The sequence below is a fragment of the Stutzerimonas azotifigens DSM 17556 genome (genome assembly GCF_000425625.1).
In the GTDB taxonomy this organism is placed as follows: domain Bacteria; phylum Pseudomonadota; class Gammaproteobacteria; order Pseudomonadales; family Pseudomonadaceae; genus Stutzerimonas; species Stutzerimonas azotifigens.
This window is the reverse complement of record NZ_AUDU01000028.1, coordinates 50,537-68,812: the sequence shown is the minus strand read 5'-3', so window position 1 is coordinate 68,812 and position 18,276 is coordinate 50,537. Positions and strand designations below refer to the sequence as shown.

Sequence of the window (18,276 nt, the reverse complement as noted above, 5' to 3'; positions counted from 1 at the left end):
TCCGCGCAGCTCTCTGGCGAAAAACGCATAGCGGTTTTCCACCCTACGAGGACACCGACATGACCGGACTGCAACTGATCGCCGAATTCGAGCACCAGGTCACCGGCATCGCGGTAACCCCGGAGGACCGCGTGTTCGTCAACTTCCCGCGCTGGACCGAGGATTCGCCGATATCGGTCGCCGAGCGCTTGGCCGACGGCACGCTCAGGCCCTATCCGGACGAGGCGTGGAACGCCTGGCGCAACGAGACGGCCTTCGAGAAGCCCATGGGCGAGCACTTCGTCTGCGTGCAGGCGCTGCTCGCCGACACCCGCGGCGGGCTCTGGGTGCTCGACCCCGGCGCGCCGGGCAATGAGCGGGTGATGCCGGGCGCGGCCAAGCTGGTGCACATCGACCTGGGCAGCGACCGGGTCACCAAGGTGATCCCCTTCCCCGAGAACGTCGCCCTGCAGGGCAGCTACCTCAACGACATCCGCCTGAGTCCGGACGGGCGTACCGGCTACATCACCGACTCGGGCAGCAAGGGCGCGATCATCGTCGTCGACCTGGACACCGGGCAGAGCTTCCGCGCGCTCGACGGGCATCCCTCGACCCAGCTCGAGCAGGACGTGATCGTCGAGGTCGACGGCGCGCCGCTGCGCCGGCCGGACGGCCGCCAGCCGATATTCGCCTCGGACGGCATCGCCATTTCCAATGACGGCGCGACCCTCTACTGGCAGGCACTGACCGGCCGCACGCTGTACCGCATCCCCACCGACAGGCTGGGCCGCAACGTCGGCGAGGACGAATGCCGGGCGGCGGTGGAGAAGGTCGGCACCACCCATGTCGCCGACGGCCTGCTGATCGCCCGTGACGACACGCTCTACCTGACCTCGCCGGGCGACAATGCGGTCAGGCGCTGGTCCGGCAACGGCACGGAAATCGTCGTGCAGGACGAGCGGCTGCGCTGGCCGGATACCCTTTCCCAGGGGCCGGACGGGGCGATCTACGTCACCGCCTCGCACATCCAGGACACCTATTGGTTCAAGCCTGGCGCGCCGGCGGCGGTGCGCACCGCGCTGTTCCGCTTCCAGCCGCCCGGTTGAGGCCTGGGCTTCGCTTGGTGCGGGAGCGGTCGGGACCGCGAAAGGGCACGCTCGTTGGGCTTCGCTGCGCTCAACCCAACCTACCCAACCGACATGCCGGCTGGGCGGGATGGCATGGCACGGGCCGAAGCCCCTGCCATGCGGGTCCGGCTCAGCGCCGCTTGTCCTCCTGCCGGCCGGACTTGCCGGAGCGTTCGGCCTGCTTGCCCTCCTCGACCAGTTCGCGCTCCCGTTGGCCGCCCTTGTGGCCGCCTTTCTGGCCTGCTTCGCGCACGCTCATGTCGCCTTTCTTCTGATCAGCCATGGTCTTTCTCCCGTTTGCTGGATTGGGGCAGCTACCGGGTCGGCCGGGCTGGCCGCCCGTAGCCCTCATGTCGAAGCCCCCCGGACGCGGGAGTTCGAACCACCGGACGGGTGGGGCCAGTGCCCGAAAAGCGATCGCCCCGAGGTCGGCCTCCCACGGAGCGGGCAGGCCCGGCGCTTTTGTGGGAGGCGCCCCTGGCGGCGACGGCGGGCACCGCCTGCCGAAGAGCGATCGCCCCGAGGTCGGGCCTCCCACAGAGCGGGCAGGTCCGGCGCTTTTTTGTGGGAGGCTCCCCCTGGCGGCGACGGCGGGCACCGCCTGCCGAAGAGCGATCGCCCCGAGGTCGGCCTCCCACGGAGCGGGCAGGCCCGGCGCTTTTTGTGGGAGGCGCTCCCTGGCGGCGACGGCGGACACCGCCTGCCGAAGAGCGATCGCCCCGAGGTCGGCCTCCCACGGAGCGGGCAGGCCCGGCGCTTTTTTGTGGGAGGCGCCCCCTGGCGGCGACGGCAGGCATCGCCTGCCCAAAAGGACCTACTGGTCGGTCTTCTTCCCGCTGAAGGCCGTGATCGGCTTATCCACCTCGGTGTCGAGCTCGCGGGCGAAGGTCTTCAGGCCCTCGATCAGCGGCATCAGCGCCGCCCAGAGGTCGTCGTCGTGCAGCATCCGGTAGGCGCCGGTGACGCCCGGCGCCTCGTCGTGCTTGCGGTCGGGCTGGTAGCCGCCGAGGGCATCGAAGGCCGCGCGCAGCGCGAATGCCACCTTGTAGAACTGCGCCGGCTCGATGCGCGACAGTGCCATGCCGAGAATCGACAGGTTCTGGATCGCGTTCAGCGAGCCCTCCTTGTTCAGCCCGTCCACCAGCACCTTGAGCACGCGGTCGTTGGCCCCGGCCAGGTCGTTGGCGAAGCGCAGCAGGCCGCGCTGGTGCAGGGTTTCCAGCAGGGTGTCGAGCTCTTCGCGGGCGCTGGGGCCAATCGGCGTCGGCTTGACCTCGTAGTTCAGTCGCTGGGCCATCAGAATCTCTCCGGGTGCGGGGCTTCGGCCGGCGGGGCCACGTAGTCGTCGCTGTACCACTTGACTTCGACCGGCACGCCCTCGTTGGGCGTACGCTCGCCGTAACGGAAGCTGTTGCGTGGCAGCGGGTTCAGGCCCTGGCCGAGTACCTCGAGCCTGACCGCGGTTTCCTTGTAGGCGGGCGTATTGACGTCCGGGTCGTGGTGTTCGCCGGTGAGCAGGTTGATGCCGGGCTTGCCCTGGTGGATCGGCATGAACAGCGTGTTGCCGGCGACGCGCTCGGTGACCAGCGCGCGCACCTCGACCGAACCGCGCCGCGAGGCGATCCGCAGCCAGGTGCCGTCCTCGATGCCGCGCTCGGCAGCCAGCTCGGGGCTGACCTCGACGAACCAGTGCGGCGCCTGCGACCACAGCCGCGGGCCGCGCCCGGTCTGGTTGGCGCCCTGGAACTGCTCGAGCATGCGCCCGTTGTCGAGCATCAGGTCGTACTCGCCGTCGGTGTCCTCGTCCGGCGCCTTCCACTGCAGCGGGTAGAGCACCGCCCGGCCGTTCTCGGTGTGGAAGCCCCGGGTATAGAGCAGCGGGGTGTCGCTGCCGTCGGCGTTCATCGGCCAGAGCAGCGATTGCCAGCCTTCCAGCCGCTCGTAGCTCACACCCTTGAAAATAGTGGCGATGCCGGCCACTTCGTCCATGACCTGCGAGGGGTGCGTGTAGCCCCAGTCGTGGCCCATGCGCGCGGCCAGCTCGGTGAGGATTCGCCAGTCCGGCCGGCTGTTCCCCAGCGGCGGCAGCACCTGATGGAAGCGCTGGATGCGCCGCTCGGTGTTGACGAAGGTACCGTCCTTTTCCACCGAGGGGCAGGCCGGCAGCACCACGTCGGCGAACTCGGCGGTGCGGCTCATGAAGATGTCCTGCACCACCATGAATTCCAGCTTCTCGAAGCCGCTGTGCACGTTGGTGGTGTTGGAGTCGGAGAAGGCGGTTTCCTCGCCGATGATGTACATGGCCTTGACCGCGCCCTCGTCGGCGCCCTGGACCATGGTGAAGTTGTCCCGGCCGGCTTCCAGCGGCAGGCGGTCCGCCGGCACGCCCCAGGCCCGGGCCCACTTGTCGCGATGCTTCTCTTCGGTGACCTTCTCGTAGCCGGGATACATGTTCTTCAGGCAGCCGAAGTCGCTGGCGCCCTGCACGTTGTTGTGCCCGCGCATGGGATAGCCGCCGGTGCCGGGCCGGCCGTAGTTGCCGGTGACCAGCAGCAGGTTGGACAGCGCCGTGCTGGTGTCGGCGCCGTGGCTGTGCTGGGTGATGCCCATGGCCCAGAGCAGGCAGACGCTTCTGGCCCGGCCGATCATCTCGCCCGCCTCGATCAACCGCTCGCGGGGGATGCCGGTGACCTCGGCGGCGAACTCCAGGGTGAAGGGCTCGAGCGATCGGCGGTATTGCTCGACGCCGTCGACCTGGCCGGCGAGGAATTCCAGGTTGGCATGGCCGTGCTCGAACATGTAGCGCGACAGCGCCGAGGCCCACACCAGGTCGGTGCTGGCGCGCGGGCGCAGGTAGAGGTCGGCGCGCTCGGCCATCTCGTGCCGGCGCGGGTCGACCACCAGCAGCTTCTGCCCACGCAGCTTCTTCGCCGCCTTGATCTTCGAGGCGATCACCGGGTGGTTCTCCGACAGGTTGCTGCCGACGATCACCACCAGCTCGGCCGCGGCAATGTCGGCGATGGTGCCGGCGTCGCCGCCGTAGCCCACGGTGCGGAACAGCCCCTCGGTGGCCGGGTTCTGGCAGTAGCGCGAGGAGTTGTCGACGCTGTGGGTTCCGATGATCGCGCGGGCGATCTTCTGGGTGAGGTAGGCCTCCTCGTTGCTCGCCTTGCTCGAGCCGATGAAGCCGATGGCGTCCGGCCCGTGGGTGTCGCGGATCTGCAGCAGGCGCCGTGCCACCAGTTCCAGAGCCTCGTCCCAGCCGGCCTCGCGGAAGCGGCCGTTCTCGCGGATCAGCGGGGTGGTCAGGCGCTTGGGATCGTTGACGAAGTCCCAGGCGAACTTGCCCTTGATGCAGGTGGAGATGCCGTTGGCCGGCGCATCCACCACCGGCTGCACCTTGAGGATATGCCGGCCGCGGGTCCACATCTCGAACGAGCAGCCGACCCCGCAGTAGGTGCACACGGTCTTGGTGCGCCTGATCTCCGGCTGCCGCCAGTGCATGTCCATCTTCGAGATGGCGGTGATCGGCGGCGCGCCTATGGTGCGTTCGAGCTTCTTGGCGATGTCGATCAGCGGCCGCTTGAGGTCCTGCGGCAGCGCGGTGAGCGGCCCGGCGTCGGGCTGCATGGTCTTTTCCAGCAGCGCGTTGCACGGGCAGACGGTGACGCAATGGCCGCAGCTGACGCAGCTCGATTCGTCGATCGGCTTGCCGCCGTCCCAGAGCACGCGCGGGCGCTCCATGGTGAAGTCGATCGACAGCGTCTCGTTGACCTCGACGTTCTGGCAGGCCTCGACGCAGCGGCCGCAGAGGATGCACTGGTCCGGATCGTAGGTATAGAAGGGGTTGGACTGGTCCTTCTCGTAGGGCTTGCGCTGGAACTCGTAGCGCTGGATCGGCAGGTGCATGTCGGCGAAGGTGTTGTGCAGCGTGCAGTCGCCGGTGTTGTGCTCGCACAGCGTGCAGTACAGCTCGTGCTTGGCCAGCAGCCGGTCCATGCCCTCCTCGCGTGCGGCGCGGGCCGGCTCCACCTGGCTGGTGACCTTCAGCCCCGGACGGGCCTTGAGCGTGCAGCCGCGCACCAGCTCGCCGTCCACCTCGACCCAGCAGACATCGCAGGTCTGCAGCGGGCCTAGCGCGCGGTGGTAGCAGACGTGCGGCAGGTGGATGTCGTGGCGGGCGAGGAAATCGATCAGCGGCAGGTCGGCCTTGCCGGTGAGGGCCCTGCCGTCGAAGTGGATCGTGCAGTCGGTCATCAGGCCTCCGTCTTTCGTCATCGGAAGGGGAGCGGGGGCGGCATGTCCCTGGCCTGGGTGCCGGCACGGTCCGGCGGATGCATTCCTGGCGGCCGGCGTTCTCGTCGTGGTGGGCAGGGCCGGCGGCTCGTTGTCCTAAGGGGACTGACGGCCGCGGCAAAACGTTCCCCCTGCCTTTGTAAGGATTTCTCCCGGGCTGGATCGGCGGGTGGCGCCTGTGGCTAGGTCTTGCCCTGGCGCCTTGGCGACCCGCCGTCGTGCCGCAGCCGCCGGCGCAGGGCCGATGCGTCATGCGCGAGGCCCTGCCGGACGAGCAGGCCCAGCTGTTCCTGGGCGACCAGCCTGGCGGTGGCGTCGATGCCCTGCGCCCGCTGCCAGGCGCGCGCGATCCTGGCCTCCCAGCCGGCATGCGGCGCGGCGCTCGTGTCGATGCCATAGAGATGGCGCAGCACGATCGCCACTTCCTCGTGGAGGTAGCGGCGCTCGTTGAACCGGGCCACGGCCGCGGCCCCGCTCACGGCAGCGCCGGCCCGGCGGCGGGCTCGTCGCGCTGCGCGTAGCGCTGGGCGAGCACCGCGCAGACCATCAGCTGGATCTGGTGGAAGATCATCAGCGGCAGGAGCACGGTGCCGACCATGCCCCCGGCGAACAGCACCTGGGCCATCGGCACGCCGGTGGCCATGCTCTTCTTCGAGCCGGCGAACAGCAGGGTGATGCGGTCCTCGACCTCGAAGCCGAGCCAGCGCCCCAGCAGGTGCGTGCAGCCGAGGATCAGCGCCAACAGCAGGCAGCAGACCAGCGTCAGCAGCACCAGCCGCTGCGGCGGCACCGTCTGCCAGAGCCCGCCGACCACCGCGCCGCTGAACGCGGTGTAGACCACCAGCAGGATCGAGCCCTGGTCGACCTTCTTCAGCCAGGCGCCGTTGCGCGCGACCCAGCCGCCCAGGTACGGGCGCGCCAGTTGCCCGAGGACGAAGGGCAGCAGCAGCTGCACGAGGATCTGGCCGACCGCCTCCAGGCTGGAGCCGCCGTCGCCGCTGCGGCCGAGCAGGGCGAGCACCAGCAGCGGGGTGACGAACACCCCGAGCAGGCTGGAGGCCGCCGCGCTGCACACCGCCGCCGGCACGTTGCCGCGCGCCAGCGCAGTGAAGGCGATGGCCGACTGCACCGTGGCCGGCAGGGTGCAGAGGAACAGCACGCCGACGGCGAGCTCGGCGCCCACCAGCGGTACGACCAGCGGCTCGAGCGCCAGGCCGAGCAGCGGGAAAAGGACGAAGGTGCAGGCGAACACCAGCAGGTGCAGGCGCCAGTGGCCGGCGCCGGCGATGACCGCCTCGCGCGACAGCCGCGCGCCGTGCAGGAAGAACAGCAGGGCGATGGCGGCATGGGTGAGCCCGTCGAAAAACGCCGCGCCGCGGCCCTCGCAGGGCAGCACGGTGGCCAGCGCCATCACCGCCAGCAGCGCCAGGGTGAAGTTATCGAACAGCGTTCGCAGGTGCTTCATATCGGTGCGATCTCGAACCATTTTGGGGCAAGACCATAAGGCGCCTTCCGGAGACTGACTAGCGCCGATTCCCATCTGGCTGTCGCCGAACGGACATCGGCCGCTTCCGCTGCGGGCCGCCATGGCGCAGCGGCGGGCCGTCCGCTACCCTGGCCGCCCGCCCTGACCTCCACAGAGAAAGCCTTCCGATGCAATGGACCCACGTGCTGTTCGACCTGGACGGCACCCTGACCGACCCGAAGGTCGGCATCACCCGCTCGATCCAATACGCACTGGCGCAGATGGGCATCCACGAGCCGGACCCGGACACCCTGGTGCACTTCATCGGCCCGCCGCTGCACGGCGTCTTCATGAGCGAGTACGGCTTCGACGAGGCCGAAGCCTGGCAGGCGGTGGAGCACTACCGCGTGCGCTTCCGCGCCGAGGGCCTGTACGAGAACGTTCCCTATCCCGGCATCCACGCGCTGCTGCAGGCGCTCGTCGAGTGCGGCCTGAAGCTCTACATGGCCACCTCCAAGCCGTGGGTGTTCGCCAACGAGATCAGCCGCCATTTCGATATGACCGGCTATTTCCAGGCGATCTACGGCAGCGAGCTGGACGGCGTGCGCACCGACAAGTCCGAACTGATCGGCCACCTGCTGGCCATCGAGGGCCTGCGCGCCGAGGATTGCCTGATGATCGGCGACCGCCGCCACGACCTCATCGGCGCCCGCGCCAACGGCGTCGCCGCGGGCGGCGTGCTGTACGGCTACGGCAGCCGCGAGGAGCTGGAGCGGGAGGCGCCGGCGTACCTGTTCGAGTCGGTCGCCGACCTGCAGATGCGGCTCTGCGGCGAGCGCCCGGCCGTGCAGCAGGGCTGACCGGCGCTCAGGGCGAGAGCGTCTTCAGCCCGACCACGCCGGCGACGATCAGGCCGACGCACAGCAGGCGCGCGCCGCCCAGCGGCTCGCCGAACACCAGGATGCCGAGCGCGACCGTGCCGACGGTGCCGATCGCGGTCCAGATCGCGTAGGCCGTGCCCACCGGCAGCACGCGCACGGCCAGGCCCAGCAGCACGAAGCTGGCGAGCGCCAGGGCGAGGGTCAGGGCAGTGGGGAGCGGTCGGGTGAAGCCGTCCGTGTACTTCAGGCCGATCGCCCAACCGATTTCCAGCAGGCCGGCGAGCGCAAGAACGAACCAGGCCACAGGTCACCTCCTCTGGCAGGGTCGTCCCTGCTGATCGAACGGATGGCGAGGTCGTCCACGCGCGGCCGAATCTAGCACTTGCACCAAGCTGGTGCAATTCTGGGCGGCGAGATGTGGGTCAGCCGGCGTCTTCCTCGGCGGTTCGCCGCCGGGGCCGCAGGAAATCGCCCGGCGGGCTGCCGAAGTGGCTGCGGAAGGCGGCGATGAACGCCGAGAGCGAGTCGTAGCCGCAGCCCAACGCGATGTCGGTGATCCGCTCGCCGCCCTCCAGCGCCGGCCAGGCGCTGAGCAGGCGCATGCGCTGGCGCCAGGTGCGGAAGGTCAGCCCGGTGTCGCGCTGGAACAGCCGGCTCAGGGTCTTCTCCGACACGCCGATGCGCCGGCTCCAATCGCCGAGGCTGGTGCGGTCGTCCGGGTGCGCCTGCAGCCGCCGGCAGATGCGGCGCAGGCGCGGGTCGGCCGGCAGCGGTAGCATCAGCTCCTCCTCGGCCGCCGCGCGCAGCTGATCCAGCATCACCTCCACCAGCCGACCGTCGGGGCCGTCCAGGCGATAGAGGACCGGCAATTCGCTGAAGGCGCGAATCAGCTCGCGCAGCAGCGGGCTGATGCCCAGCACCCTGCAGCGGCTGCCCTCGCGGATGGCGAGGGCCTGGTCGATGTACAGGCTACGGATGCAGGTATCCGGCGGGCAGAACACGCGGTGGTAGGTATTGGCCGGAATCCACACGGCGCGCTGCGGCGGGATCACGAACAGACCGCCGTCGGTGCGCACCTCGAGCACCCCGCGAACGGCATAGGCGAGCTGGCCCCAGGGATGCCGATGGCGATAGCCGAGCGGAATGTTAGGCAGGGTGTCGGCACGGCCATAGACCGGGCGAGGCAGGTGCTGGAGTTCGTCCAGGCGCTGAAGAATGCGGGTTTCGGTCGGCAGGGCAGCCATGTTGCAGCTCGTGGGCGAGTCTTGTGAGGCACACGGTACGTGAAGGCGGGGTGGCTGTCAGCCGGAGGCCGGGTAGGGCCTGGTCACTGAATCAGACAATCGCCCGGAGCTGGCGGCTCGTTCGCGGTCAAGACCCCACCGAGGTGGTGGTCGCAGGCAGAGCCTGCTCCTATAGGGGTAGGTGCCCAGCCTTCAGCTTTTTCCCTTCTCCCTCCGGGAGAAGGTGGCCCGCAGGGCCGGATGAGGGGGCCGGAGGCCGTGCGGTATTTCAGGCCCTCACCCCGGCCCTCTCCCGAGGGAGAGGGAGTAGCTCGGTGCCGGCGCGCGGAGCGGGTTCCTGGTCGCAGGCAGAGCCTGCTCCTACAGGTGCCTATCGAGGCCGCAGGCTTTTTCCCTTCTCCCTTCGGGAGAAGGTGGCCCGCTGGGCCGGATGAGGGGGCCGGAGGCCGTGCGGTATTTCAGGCCCTCACCCCGGCCCTCTCCCGAGGGAGAGGGAGTAGCTCGGTGCCGGCGCGCGGAGCGGGTTCCTGGTCGCAGGCAGAGCCTGCTCCTACAGGTGCCTATCGAGGCCGCAGGCTTTTTCCCTTCTCCCTTCGGGAGAAGGTGGCCCGCAGGGCCGGATGAGGGAGCTCCGCCAGGCCGTTACCCCTGTGGGTCCTTCATCGGAAACCCCAGCTGTCGCCAGCCTTCGTAGACCGCTACCGCCACGGTGTTGGACAGGTTGAGGCTGCGGCTTTCCGGCTGCATTGGCAGGCGTACCCGTTGTGCGGGCGGCAGTGCGTCGCGGATGTCAGCCGGCAGTCCGCGGCTTTCCGGTCCGAACAGGAAGGCGTCGCCCGCCTGATAGCGGACTTCATGGAAGGGCTGCGAGCCCTTGGTGGTGAAGCCGTAGAGCCGCGGCCCGGCGCCCGGCGGCTCCTGGCCCGGCAGCGGCAGGCCGAGCCGCGCGAGGCAGCTCGGCAGATCGACATGCCGTTGCAGGGTCGCGTACTCGTGGTAGTCAAGCCCGGCGCGGCGCAGACGCTTGTCGTCCAGTTCGTAGCCCAGCGGTTCGATCAGGTGCAGCCGGCAGCCGGTATTGGCGCACAGCCTGATAATGTTGCCGGTGTTCGGAGGGATCTCCGGCTGGAACAGGATGACGTGAAACATGCAGGGTACCGAGGCGAACGAAGGCGGGCATTCTAACGCCGCCGAAGCCGCGCGGCGGCGGATGCGCCGGCGCTTCTTCGGTTCGCTGGTGCTGCTGGGCCTCCTGGTTGGCCTGATGATCGGCCGGCTGACCGCGCCCGAGCCGGTACGGCTGCTGGGGGTCGAGGTGGTGGCCGGCGGCGTCGACCTGCGCTTGAGCGGAGCACCGGCCCTGCGCGAGGCCTATCGCGATGGCAGCTACGCGGTGCTGATCGAGGCGCAGGCGCGCGGCGAGCAGATGCGCGGGCAGACCCGCATCGATGGCCAGCCGGCCAACTGGCGGCTGCAGAACACCGACGAGGGGCTGGTGCTCAGCCTGGTGGCGGCACGGCCGCTGCGTGGACGTTGGAGGGGGGGGACGGGTGACGGCGACTGGTGGCTCCGGGTGCGGGCGGAGACGGCGCGGCCCTGAGCCTCGGGCAAACAAGCCAGCTGGCCCCGGCCTGCGCCGGGGCGACGGGGATCTGAGTCGATGCACCCGCTGGAATTTCATGCGGATGCATCGCTCGCCCAGCCGCCACCGAGGCAGGTTGCATGCGCGGAGTGCGGGTCATCCTGTGGGAGGCGCCCCCTGGCGGCGATCCTGTGCAGGGCCTGCCGGCCGCCCGCCCGCGCGCTTGTAGGCGCGAGCTTGCTCGCGAATGGGTTAACGCCATCTTTTCAGGCATAGCGCTAGACCTCGTGCAAGCCAACTGGGCCCAGGCCTGCGCCGGGGCGACGGGGATCTGAGTCGGTGCACCCGCTGGAATTTCATGCCGGTGCATCGCTCGCCCAGTCGCCTGCCGAGGGCAGGTTCCATGCGCGGCGTGCGGGTCATCCTGTGGGAGGCGCCCCCTGGCGGCGATCCTGTGCAGGGCCTGCCGGCCGCCCGCGCGCTTGTAGGCGCGAGCTTGCTCGCGAATGGGTTAACGCCATCTTTTCAGGCATAGCGCTAGGCCTCGTGCAAGCCAGCTGGGCCCCGGCCTTCGCCGGGGCGACGGGGATCTGAGTCGGTGCACCCGCTGGAATATGATGCCGGTGCATCGCTCGCCCAGCCGCCGCCGAGGCAGGTTGCATGCGCGGAGTGCGGATCATCCTGTGGGAGGCGCCCCCTGGCGGCGATCCTGTGCAGGGCCTGCCGGCCGCCCGCGAGTCCGTAGGGGCGAGGGGACGTCGAGTTCATTCTCGAGCAAGCTCGCTCCTACGATCCGGGGTGTTCCTGGCCGGACTGGGCCGGCGATGGGAGGTGGCGGCGTCTACCTGTGGTCGTGGCGGCGGGGCGTGTCGGCGCACAGGTGGCCGATCAAATGCCGCACCCGCACCCGCACCCGCACCCGCATCCGTCGTACCGGCGCAGGCCGGTATCCAGCAGGGCGAAGACAGAGCATCGGCATTGCAGGCGGTGTCGGGCCCATGCCGCGGCGCAGGCCCCTATGCGCGCCTCTGGCCGAGAATCAGCTGTCGTCACCCTCGTCCTCATCCGAGCCGTCGACGCGCATGCCGAGTTCCTTGATCTTGCGCGTCAGGGTGTTGCGGCCCCAGCCCAGCAGGAGGGCGGCGTCGCGGCGGCGGCCGGCGGTGTGCTTGAGGGCGGTCTCGATCATGATGCGCTCGAACATCGGCACGGCTTCGTCGAGCAGGCTGGTCTGGCCGCGGGCCAGTGCCTGGTCGGCCCAGTGGCGCAGCGCCTGTTCCCAGTTGTTCGCCGGCTGGGCGTCGGCGGTCTGGCTGAGCAGCTCGGGCGGCAGGTCGTCGACGTGCACCTCGCGCCCGGAGGCCATCACGGTGATCCAGCGGCAGGTGTTCTCCAGCTGTCGCACGTTGCCCGGCCAGGGCAGGTGGCGCAGGTATTCCTCGGTCTCGGGCTTGAGGACCTTCGGTTCGACCGACAGCTCCTGGGCGGCGCTGGCGAGGAAGTGCCGGGCCAGTGCCGGGATGTCCTCGCGGCGGTCGGCCAGCCGCGGGATGTGGATGCGGATGACGTTCAGGCGGTGGAACAGGTCCTCGCGAAACTTGCCGGCCTGCACCAGGCCCTCGAGGTCCTGGTGGGTGGCGGCGATGATGCGTACGTCCACCTTGACCGGGGTGTGCCCGCCGACCCGGTAGAACTCGCCGTCGGCCAGCACGCGGAGCAGGCGGGTCTGGGTGTCGGCCGGCATGTCGCCGATCTCGTCAAGAAACAGGGTGCCGCCGTCGGCCTGCTCGAAGCGACCACGGCGCTGGTTGGCCGCACCGGTGAAGGCGCCCTTTTCATGGCCGAACAGTTCGGACTCCATCAGGTCCTTGGGGATCGCTGCCATGTTCAGCGCGATGAAGGGCGAGGCGGCGCGCGGGCTGTGGCGGTGCAGCGCATGCGCCACCAGCTCCTTGCCGGTACCGGATTCGCCGTTGATCAGCACGGTGATGTTGGAATGCGAGAGGCGGCCGATGGCGCGGAACACCTCCTGCATCGCCGGCGCCTCGCCGATGATTTCCGGCGTGCGGGACTGCCCGGCAGGCGCCTGGGTGGCCTGCTGCTCCTTGGCGTGCAAACTGGCGCGCTTGACCAGCGACACGGCGTCGTCGACGTCGAACGGCTTGGGCAGGTATTCGAAGGCCCCGCCCTGGTAGGAGGCCACGGCGCTGTCGAGGTCCGAGTGCGCGGTCATGATGATCACCGGCAGCCGCGGGTAGCGGTCGCGGATCTGCGCCAGCAGGTCGAGGCCGCTGGCGCCAGGCATGCGGATGTCGGAGATGATCACGTCCGGCTGCTGCCGCGACAGGCGGCCGAGCACGCCGTCGGCGCTGTCGAAGCTCTGCGTGGCCATGCCTTCCTGCTGCAGGGCTTTCTCCAGTACCCAGCGGATGGAACGGTCGTCGTCGACGATCCAGACGGTTTCGCTTCGGCTCATGCGGTCGTGGCTCCTGATTCCAGCGGCAGGAAGATCGAGAAGGCGGTGTGGCCGGGATGGCTCTCGCACTCGATCAGGCCCTGGTGCTGACTGATGATGTTCTGGGTGATGGCCAGGCCCAGCCCGGTTCCGTCCGGACGGCCGCTGACCATGGGATAGAAGAGGGTGTTCTGCAGCTCGGCGGGAATGCCCGGGCCGTTGTCGATGATCTCGATGCGGGCCACCAGGCGGTGGCGGATGTGGCCGATGGTGAACTGGCGCAGGGTGCGGGTGCGCAGGGTGATGCGCCCGAGGCCCAGCTCGGCGTGGCTGGCCAGCGCCTGCATGGCGTTGCGCACGATATTGAGCACGGCCTGGATCATCTGCTCGCGATCCATGAACAGCTCGGGAATGCTCGGGTCGTAATCGCGCACCAAAGTTAGGCCACCCTGGCTTTCCGCCTCGATCAGGCTGGCGACGTGCTCGATCACTTCGTGGATGTTGGTTTCGGCCAGCGACGGCAGCTTGTTCGAGCCGAGCATGCGGTCGACCAGGTTACGCAGGCGGTCGGCCTCCTCGATGATCACCTCGGTATAGTCCTTCAGGTGTTCGTCCGGCAGCTCGCGGGCGAGCAGCTGGGCGGCCCCGCGTATGCCGCCCAGGGGGTTCTTGATCTCGTGCGCCAGGCCGCGCACCAGCATCTTGGTGGTCTCCTGCTTGGACAGCTGGGCCTCTTCCTTGGTAATGCGCAGCAGGCGGTCGCGCGGCAGCACTTCCAGCAGCAGCATGGTCTCGCTGCGGCCGAGAATCGGCGTCACGGCGTAGTCGACGGTGAGGGTCTGGCCGCTGACGGAGGTCAGCACCGCCTCGCGCTTGGTGAACGGGTGCGCCTCCTCGACGGCCTGGCGCAGGGCGGCCAGGGCCTCGGCGGACTCGGTGAACAGCTCGCTGATGAACTGTCCGTGGCTGCGTTGACCGGACACTGCCAGCAGCATCTCGGCGGCCGGGTTCATGTACTCCAGACGCAGCTTGGCGTTGAGCAGCAGGGTCGCGGTGGTCAGGTTTTCGAGCAGCAGATGCTGGAAGGCTTCGTTGATCATGGCTGTCTGCGTCCGGACGGTACCCCGGTAAATGCAAGAAGCAAACCAGAGCCCGATTTTGGGCGCCGAACGGCGGCGTGCAGCGCCTGCCGAGGCTGCCGATGTACCAAAGTGGGGATGGCTGGTGCGGCTGCGGCTATAGTGCACCAACAGAGTGCGTATGCCGATCAGAAAAAGGGCACGAAGGGAATGTCCTTCTTTTCCTTCGGCTTGTCCTTGAGCGGGCATTCCAGGCGCACGCCGTAATCGTCCGGCTGGCAGGGGTTGGCGCGGCGGCGCTGCACCAGCGACATGCGCTTGACGTGCACCGGCTGGCTGGCGCTGGTGCCCAGCACGCTGCCGTTGGAGGCGACGATCTCCACGGCCAGCTGATGCGTGCCGCGATCGATGTTGCCGAGGAAGAGGGGCCGCTCCGGGTCGTCGACCGGTTGGCCATCGAGCAACACCCGGAAGCGGTCGCCGGGGTGCAGAGGGGGCTCGCTGGCTGCGCTCACGGTCAGGTTGCCGGCGTTGTCGCGGACGGTGGCATCGGCCTCCGGCTGCTCGATCCAGACGCGCTCGTAGCGTTGCGGTGCGAGCTTGACGGTCCTGGGTTCGCTCGCGGCCGCGGCCGTCCGGGGCGGCGCCGGCAGCGACATCCGGTTGGATGGCCGCACCTCCACGCTGCGCGCCTCGCCGCTGTGCGGTCGGTCGGTGAACACCCGGTTGCCCTGTTCGTCGACATAGGTATACACCTCGGCTGCGGCCGGCTGCGCGAGGATCAGCAACGACAGGGCAAGGCGGCAGCGGGCTTTCATCGGCGTGTCTACGGCCTCGGCGCGGGGCGCAGGGCCGGGCTGGAGGTGTGCACGCGCTGCACGGTGAAGGTTTCCACCGGGCTGCTCTGCACTACCTGCTGGCCGCTGAGGATCTGCACCTGCAGGCGATGCTCGCCGCGCGCCACATCGTTCAGCTGCACCGAGGTTGCAGTGCTGGTCATGATCGGCGTGCCGTCGAGAATGAAGCGCACCCGGTGGGTCGGTTGCAGGCGTGGCTCGATCACCGCCTGGACGGTGAAGCTGCCGCCGTTGGCGCGCAGCGCCTCCTCGTCCGGAATGCCGCCGATCGCCAGCACCTGATAGGGCTGGCCGGCCTGGCTGGCATCGACCATGGGCGGCGCGGTTTCGATGTCCACCGGCGCGAGGTTGACGCTGTTGGCCGGGGGCAACTCGACTTCCTTGACGTCGATGCCCTCGGGCGGCTGGTTGGTGAACACGGGATTGCCGTTCTCGTCGTTGTACTGATAGATCTGGGCGAGGGCCGGCAGGGACAGCACGCACAGCAGGTAGGCTAGACGGCGCATCTTGGGTCTCCCAAAGGTTGGGCAAGGGTTGCATCCGGCATCGTCGCTGACAAGCACGGCGTTTCCGCGGTGCAAAGCAGTCGCGCTTTGGCAGGAAAGGGTCCTGGCGGCGGGCGCTCGGGTAAGGCGGTCACCGATACTGGCCTGCGGCCATTCAGAATATTAGGGTGCCGTTGCGCCCGTTAGTGCCGTTGCGTTTTTCCCCGGCTTGTCAATTGGGACGATGCCCTCGAGTCCGCACTCGCCCGTCGTACCGGCGGTACCCAGGTGAGCCTGCCATGGGCGAGTGGGTGCCCGGCGCTTCGAGCCCCAGCGAGGCCCGGTGCAAGCTGACTGGGCCCCGGCCTGCGCCGGGGCGACAGAGCGAGCAGGCGCTGGTTGTGCAGGTGCAGTGCTGATCCGGGTCGCCCCGAGGGCGGGCCTCCCACAGTCTGGTGCAGGCGCCACGCCGGCGTGCGGGGGGCCATCTGTGGGAGGCGCCCCCTGGCGGCGATCCGCGTCTGCCTGACTGCGGAGCAAGCTGACTGGGCCCCGGCCTGCGCCGGGGCGACAGAGCGAGCAGGCGCTGGTTGTGCAGGTGCAGTGCTGACCCGGGTCGCCCCGAGGGCGGGCCTCCCACAGTCTGGCAAGTGCCCTGCCGGCGTGCAGGGCATTCTGTGGGAGGCGCCCCCTGGCGGCGATCCGCGTCTGCCTGACTGCGGAGCAAGCTGACTGGGCCCCGGCCTGCGCCGGGGCGAAAGAGCGAGCAGGCGCTGGTTGTGCATGCCGTGCTGATCCGGGTCGCCCCGAGGGCGGGCCTCCCACAGTCTGGCAAGCGCCCTGCCGGCGTGCAGGGCATTCTGTGGGAGGCGCCCCCTGGCGGCGATCCGCGTCTGCCTGACTGCGGAGCAAGCCGACTGGGCCCCGGCCTACGCCGGGGCGACGGCATGTGTCCGGGGGCGTAGGCAGGTGTGGCTGCGGTCGGTATATAGCCTTGCATCCCACCCCGTCGTACCGGCGCAGGCCGGTACCCAGCGGCGGGCAGGGCGGTTGCAATGGGCAACTGAGCCCCGGCTTGTGCCGGGTGCATGCAGGCGTTGACGCTCAGCCGCTCCTTGTAGAGTGAGCTTGCGCGCGAATCGGCCGGTTCCATCGCTTCATGTGCCACCAGGCCGCTTCTACGCCGCCCCACGGCCCGGATCGACACGCATAAAAAAGGCCTCCCGAGGGAGGCCTTTTTCTGGCTACGCCAGCTGGATCAGACGCTGTAGTACAGGTCGTATTCCAGCGGGTGCACGAAGGTGCGGACCTTGATTTCCTCGGCCGCCTTCAGCTCGATGTAGGCGTCGATGAACTCGTCGGTGAACACGCCGCCCTTGGTCAGGAACGCGCGGTCGGCGTCCAGGGACTCCAGGGCTTCCTTCAGGCTGCCGCAGACCTGCGGGATGTTCGCCGCTTCTTCCGGCGGCAGGTCGTACAGGTTCTTGTCGGCGGCATCGCCGGGGTGGATCTTGTTCTGGATGCCGTCCAGGCCGGCCATCAGCAGGGCTGCGAAGGCCAGGTAGGGGTTGGCAGCCGGGTCCGGGAAGCGCGCCTCGATGCGGCGGGCCTTCGGGCTGTTGACGTACGGGATGCGGATCGAGGCGGAACGGTTGCGAGCCGAGTAGGCCAGCATGACCGGTGCTTCGAAGCCCGGGACCAGACGCTTGTAGGAGTTGGTCGACGGGTTGGTGAAGCCGTTCAGCGCCTTGCCGTGCTTGATGATGCCGCCGATGAAGAACAGGGCGGTCTCGGACAGGCCGGCATAGCCTTCACCGGCGAAGGTGTTCTTGCCGTCCTTGGAGATCGACATGTGCACGTGCATGCCCGAGCCGTTGTCGCCGTACAGGGGCTTCGGCATGAAGGTCACGGTCTTGCCGTAGGCGTCGGCGACGTTGTGCACGCAGTACTTGAGGGTCTGGACTTCGTCGGCCTTGTTCACCAGGGTGTTGAACTTGACGCCGATTTCGTTCTGGCCGGCAGTCGCCACTTCGTGGTGGTGGACTTCCACGACCAGGCCCATCTCTTCCAGGGCGTTGCACATGGCGGTACGGATTTCGTGGTCGTGGTCGACCGGCGGTACCGGGAAGTAGCCGCCCTTGACGCCCGGACGGTGGCCCTTGTTGCCGCCTTCGATGTCGGAATCGGTGTTCCAGGAAGCCTGCTCGGAGAAGATCTTGAACATCGAGCCGGAGATGTCGGACTTGAACTTCACTTCGTCGAAGATGAAGAACTCGGGCTCCGGGCCGAAGAAGGCGGTGTCGCCGATGCCGGTGGACTTGAGGTATTCCTCGGCGCGCTTGGCGATGCCGCGCGGGTCGCGGTCGTAGCCCTGCATGGTGCTGGGCTCGATGATGTCGCAGACCAGGATCAGGGTCGGCTCTTCGGTGAACGGATCCAGCACGGCGGTGCTGTCGTCCGGCATCAGGATCATGTCGGAGGCTTCGATGCCTTTCCAGCCGGCGATGGAGGAGCCGTCGAACATCTTGCCGTGCTCGAAGAAATCTTCGTCGGCGTCGCGGGCCGGCATGGTGACGTGCTGCTGCTTGCCCTTGGTATCGGTGAAGCGCAGATCAATCCACTTCACATCGTTATCTTTGATCAGTTGAAGCGACTTCGACATGTTTGTCTCCAAGTAGTGGAAAGCGAAGGCAGTGCTTTCGAATCAGGGTGAAGCCGGGTGGCGATACTCCACCAAGGCGACCTGCCTCACAAGTGAGCAATTAGCATGCCACTGCCCAAGGATGGGCTGCGGCAGCGCAGCGGCGAGGCTTAGCCCGCTCGGCG

General features: G+C 68.6%; 16 protein-coding genes. 3 read left to right on the top strand and 13 right to left on the bottom strand.

The window, feature by feature from the left end:
* Positions 1-59 precede the first annotated feature (59 nt).
* Positions 60-1,085, top strand: coding sequence for an L-dopachrome tautomerase-related protein (locus H610_RS23150; protein WP_043237464.1), 1,026 nt, complete (start codon positions 60-62; stop codon positions 1,083-1,085).
* Between the two features lie 151 nt (positions 1,086-1,236).
* Here H610_RS23150 and H610_RS25660 read toward each other — a convergent pair whose 3' ends face one another.
* The 5 genes from H610_RS25660 to H610_RS0102895 form a co-directional block, all read right to left on the bottom strand.
* Positions 1,237-1,389, bottom strand: a complete 153-nt coding sequence (locus H610_RS25660; protein WP_161630452.1) for a hypothetical protein — start codon at positions 1,387-1,389, stop codon at positions 1,237-1,239.
* A gap of 531 nt (positions 1,390-1,920) precedes the next feature.
* Complete coding sequence (locus tag H610_RS0102910; protein WP_028238285.1) at positions 1,921-2,403, bottom strand: DUF1641 domain-containing protein; 483 nt, start codon at positions 2,401-2,403, stop codon at positions 1,921-1,923.
* Entirely contained in the window at positions 2,403-5,363 is a 2,961-nt protein-coding gene (fdhF, locus tag H610_RS0102905; protein WP_028238284.1) for a formate dehydrogenase subunit alpha, read from the bottom strand. Before fdhF ends, H610_RS0102910 begins: the two co-directional genes overlap by 1 nt.
* Positions 5,364-5,584: 221 nt before the next feature.
* Positions 5,585-5,863 (bottom strand): hypothetical protein, encoded by a 279-nt coding sequence (locus H610_RS0102900; protein ID WP_152529039.1) that lies wholly within the window; start codon positions 5,861-5,863, stop codon positions 5,585-5,587.
* A 14-nt stretch (positions 5,864-5,877) separates the two neighbouring features.
* Positions 5,878-6,867, bottom strand: coding sequence for a bile acid:sodium symporter family protein (locus H610_RS0102895; protein WP_028238282.1), 990 nt, complete (start codon positions 6,865-6,867; stop codon positions 5,878-5,880).
* A gap of 188 nt (positions 6,868-7,055) precedes the next feature.
* Here H610_RS0102895 and H610_RS0102890 point away from each other — a divergent pair, with 188 nt between their 5' ends.
* Positions 7,056-7,727, top strand: a complete 672-nt coding sequence (locus H610_RS0102890) for an HAD family hydrolase (protein ID WP_028238281.1) — start codon at positions 7,056-7,058, stop codon at positions 7,725-7,727.
* Between the two features lie 7 nt (positions 7,728-7,734).
* Here H610_RS0102890 and H610_RS0102885 read toward each other — a convergent pair whose 3' ends face one another.
* The 3 genes from H610_RS0102885 to H610_RS0102875 all read right to left on the bottom strand — a co-directional run bounded on the left by H610_RS0102885 (position 7,735) and on the right by H610_RS0102875 (position 10,141).
* Positions 7,735-8,052 (bottom strand): DMT family transporter, encoded by a 318-nt coding sequence (locus H610_RS0102885; RefSeq protein WP_028238280.1) that lies wholly within the window; start codon positions 8,050-8,052, stop codon positions 7,735-7,737.
* A gap of 118 nt (positions 8,053-8,170) precedes the next feature.
* Positions 8,171-8,992, bottom strand: coding sequence for an AraC family transcriptional regulator (locus H610_RS0102880; protein WP_028238279.1), 822 nt, complete (start codon positions 8,990-8,992; stop codon positions 8,171-8,173).
* 642 nt (positions 8,993-9,634) lie between these two features.
* Positions 9,635-10,141 carry a tRNA (cytidine(34)-2'-O)-methyltransferase gene (locus tag H610_RS0102875; RefSeq protein WP_028238278.1) on the bottom strand — a complete coding sequence of 169 codons (507 nt, stop codon included), beginning with the start codon at positions 10,139-10,141 and terminating at the stop codon, positions 9,635-9,637.
* Here H610_RS0102875 and H610_RS0102870 point away from each other — a divergent pair.
* Positions 10,140-10,592, top strand: a complete 453-nt coding sequence (locus H610_RS0102870; RefSeq protein ID WP_028238277.1) for a hypothetical protein — start codon at positions 10,140-10,142, stop codon at positions 10,590-10,592. The two genes, H610_RS0102875 and H610_RS0102870, sit on opposite strands and share 2 nt — an antisense overlap.
* Positions 10,593-11,613: 1,021 nt before the next feature.
* On the opposite strand, the gene ntrC is transcribed toward H610_RS0102870, so the two are convergent.
* From ntrC to glnA, 5 genes are all read right to left on the bottom strand, one after another.
* A complete protein-coding gene (ntrC, locus tag H610_RS0102865; RefSeq protein ID WP_028238276.1) occupies positions 11,614-13,050 on the bottom strand; it encodes a nitrogen regulation protein NR(I) in 1,437 nt (478 codons plus the stop codon).
* A complete protein-coding gene (glnL, locus tag H610_RS0102860) occupies positions 13,047-14,129 on the bottom strand; it encodes a nitrogen regulation protein NR(II) (RefSeq protein ID WP_028238275.1) in 1,083 nt (360 codons plus the stop codon). The genes ntrC and glnL overlap by 4 nt, the downstream gene beginning before the upstream one ends.
* Positions 14,130-14,296: 167 nt before the next feature.
* A complete protein-coding gene (locus H610_RS0102855; protein ID WP_028238274.1) occupies positions 14,297-14,926 on the bottom strand; it encodes a DUF4124 domain-containing protein in 630 nt (209 codons plus the stop codon).
* An 8-nt stretch (positions 14,927-14,934) separates the two neighbouring features.
* Positions 14,935-15,471: a DUF4124 domain-containing protein gene (locus tag H610_RS0102850; protein ID WP_028238273.1), complete on the bottom strand. Its 537-nt coding sequence runs from the start codon at positions 15,469-15,471 to the stop codon at positions 14,935-14,937.
* A 1,237-nt stretch (positions 15,472-16,708) separates the two neighbouring features.
* Entirely contained in the window at positions 16,709-18,112 is a 1,404-nt protein-coding gene (gene glnA / locus H610_RS0102845; protein WP_028238272.1) for a glutamate--ammonia ligase, read from the bottom strand.
* Positions 18,113-18,276: the final 164 nt, after the last annotated feature.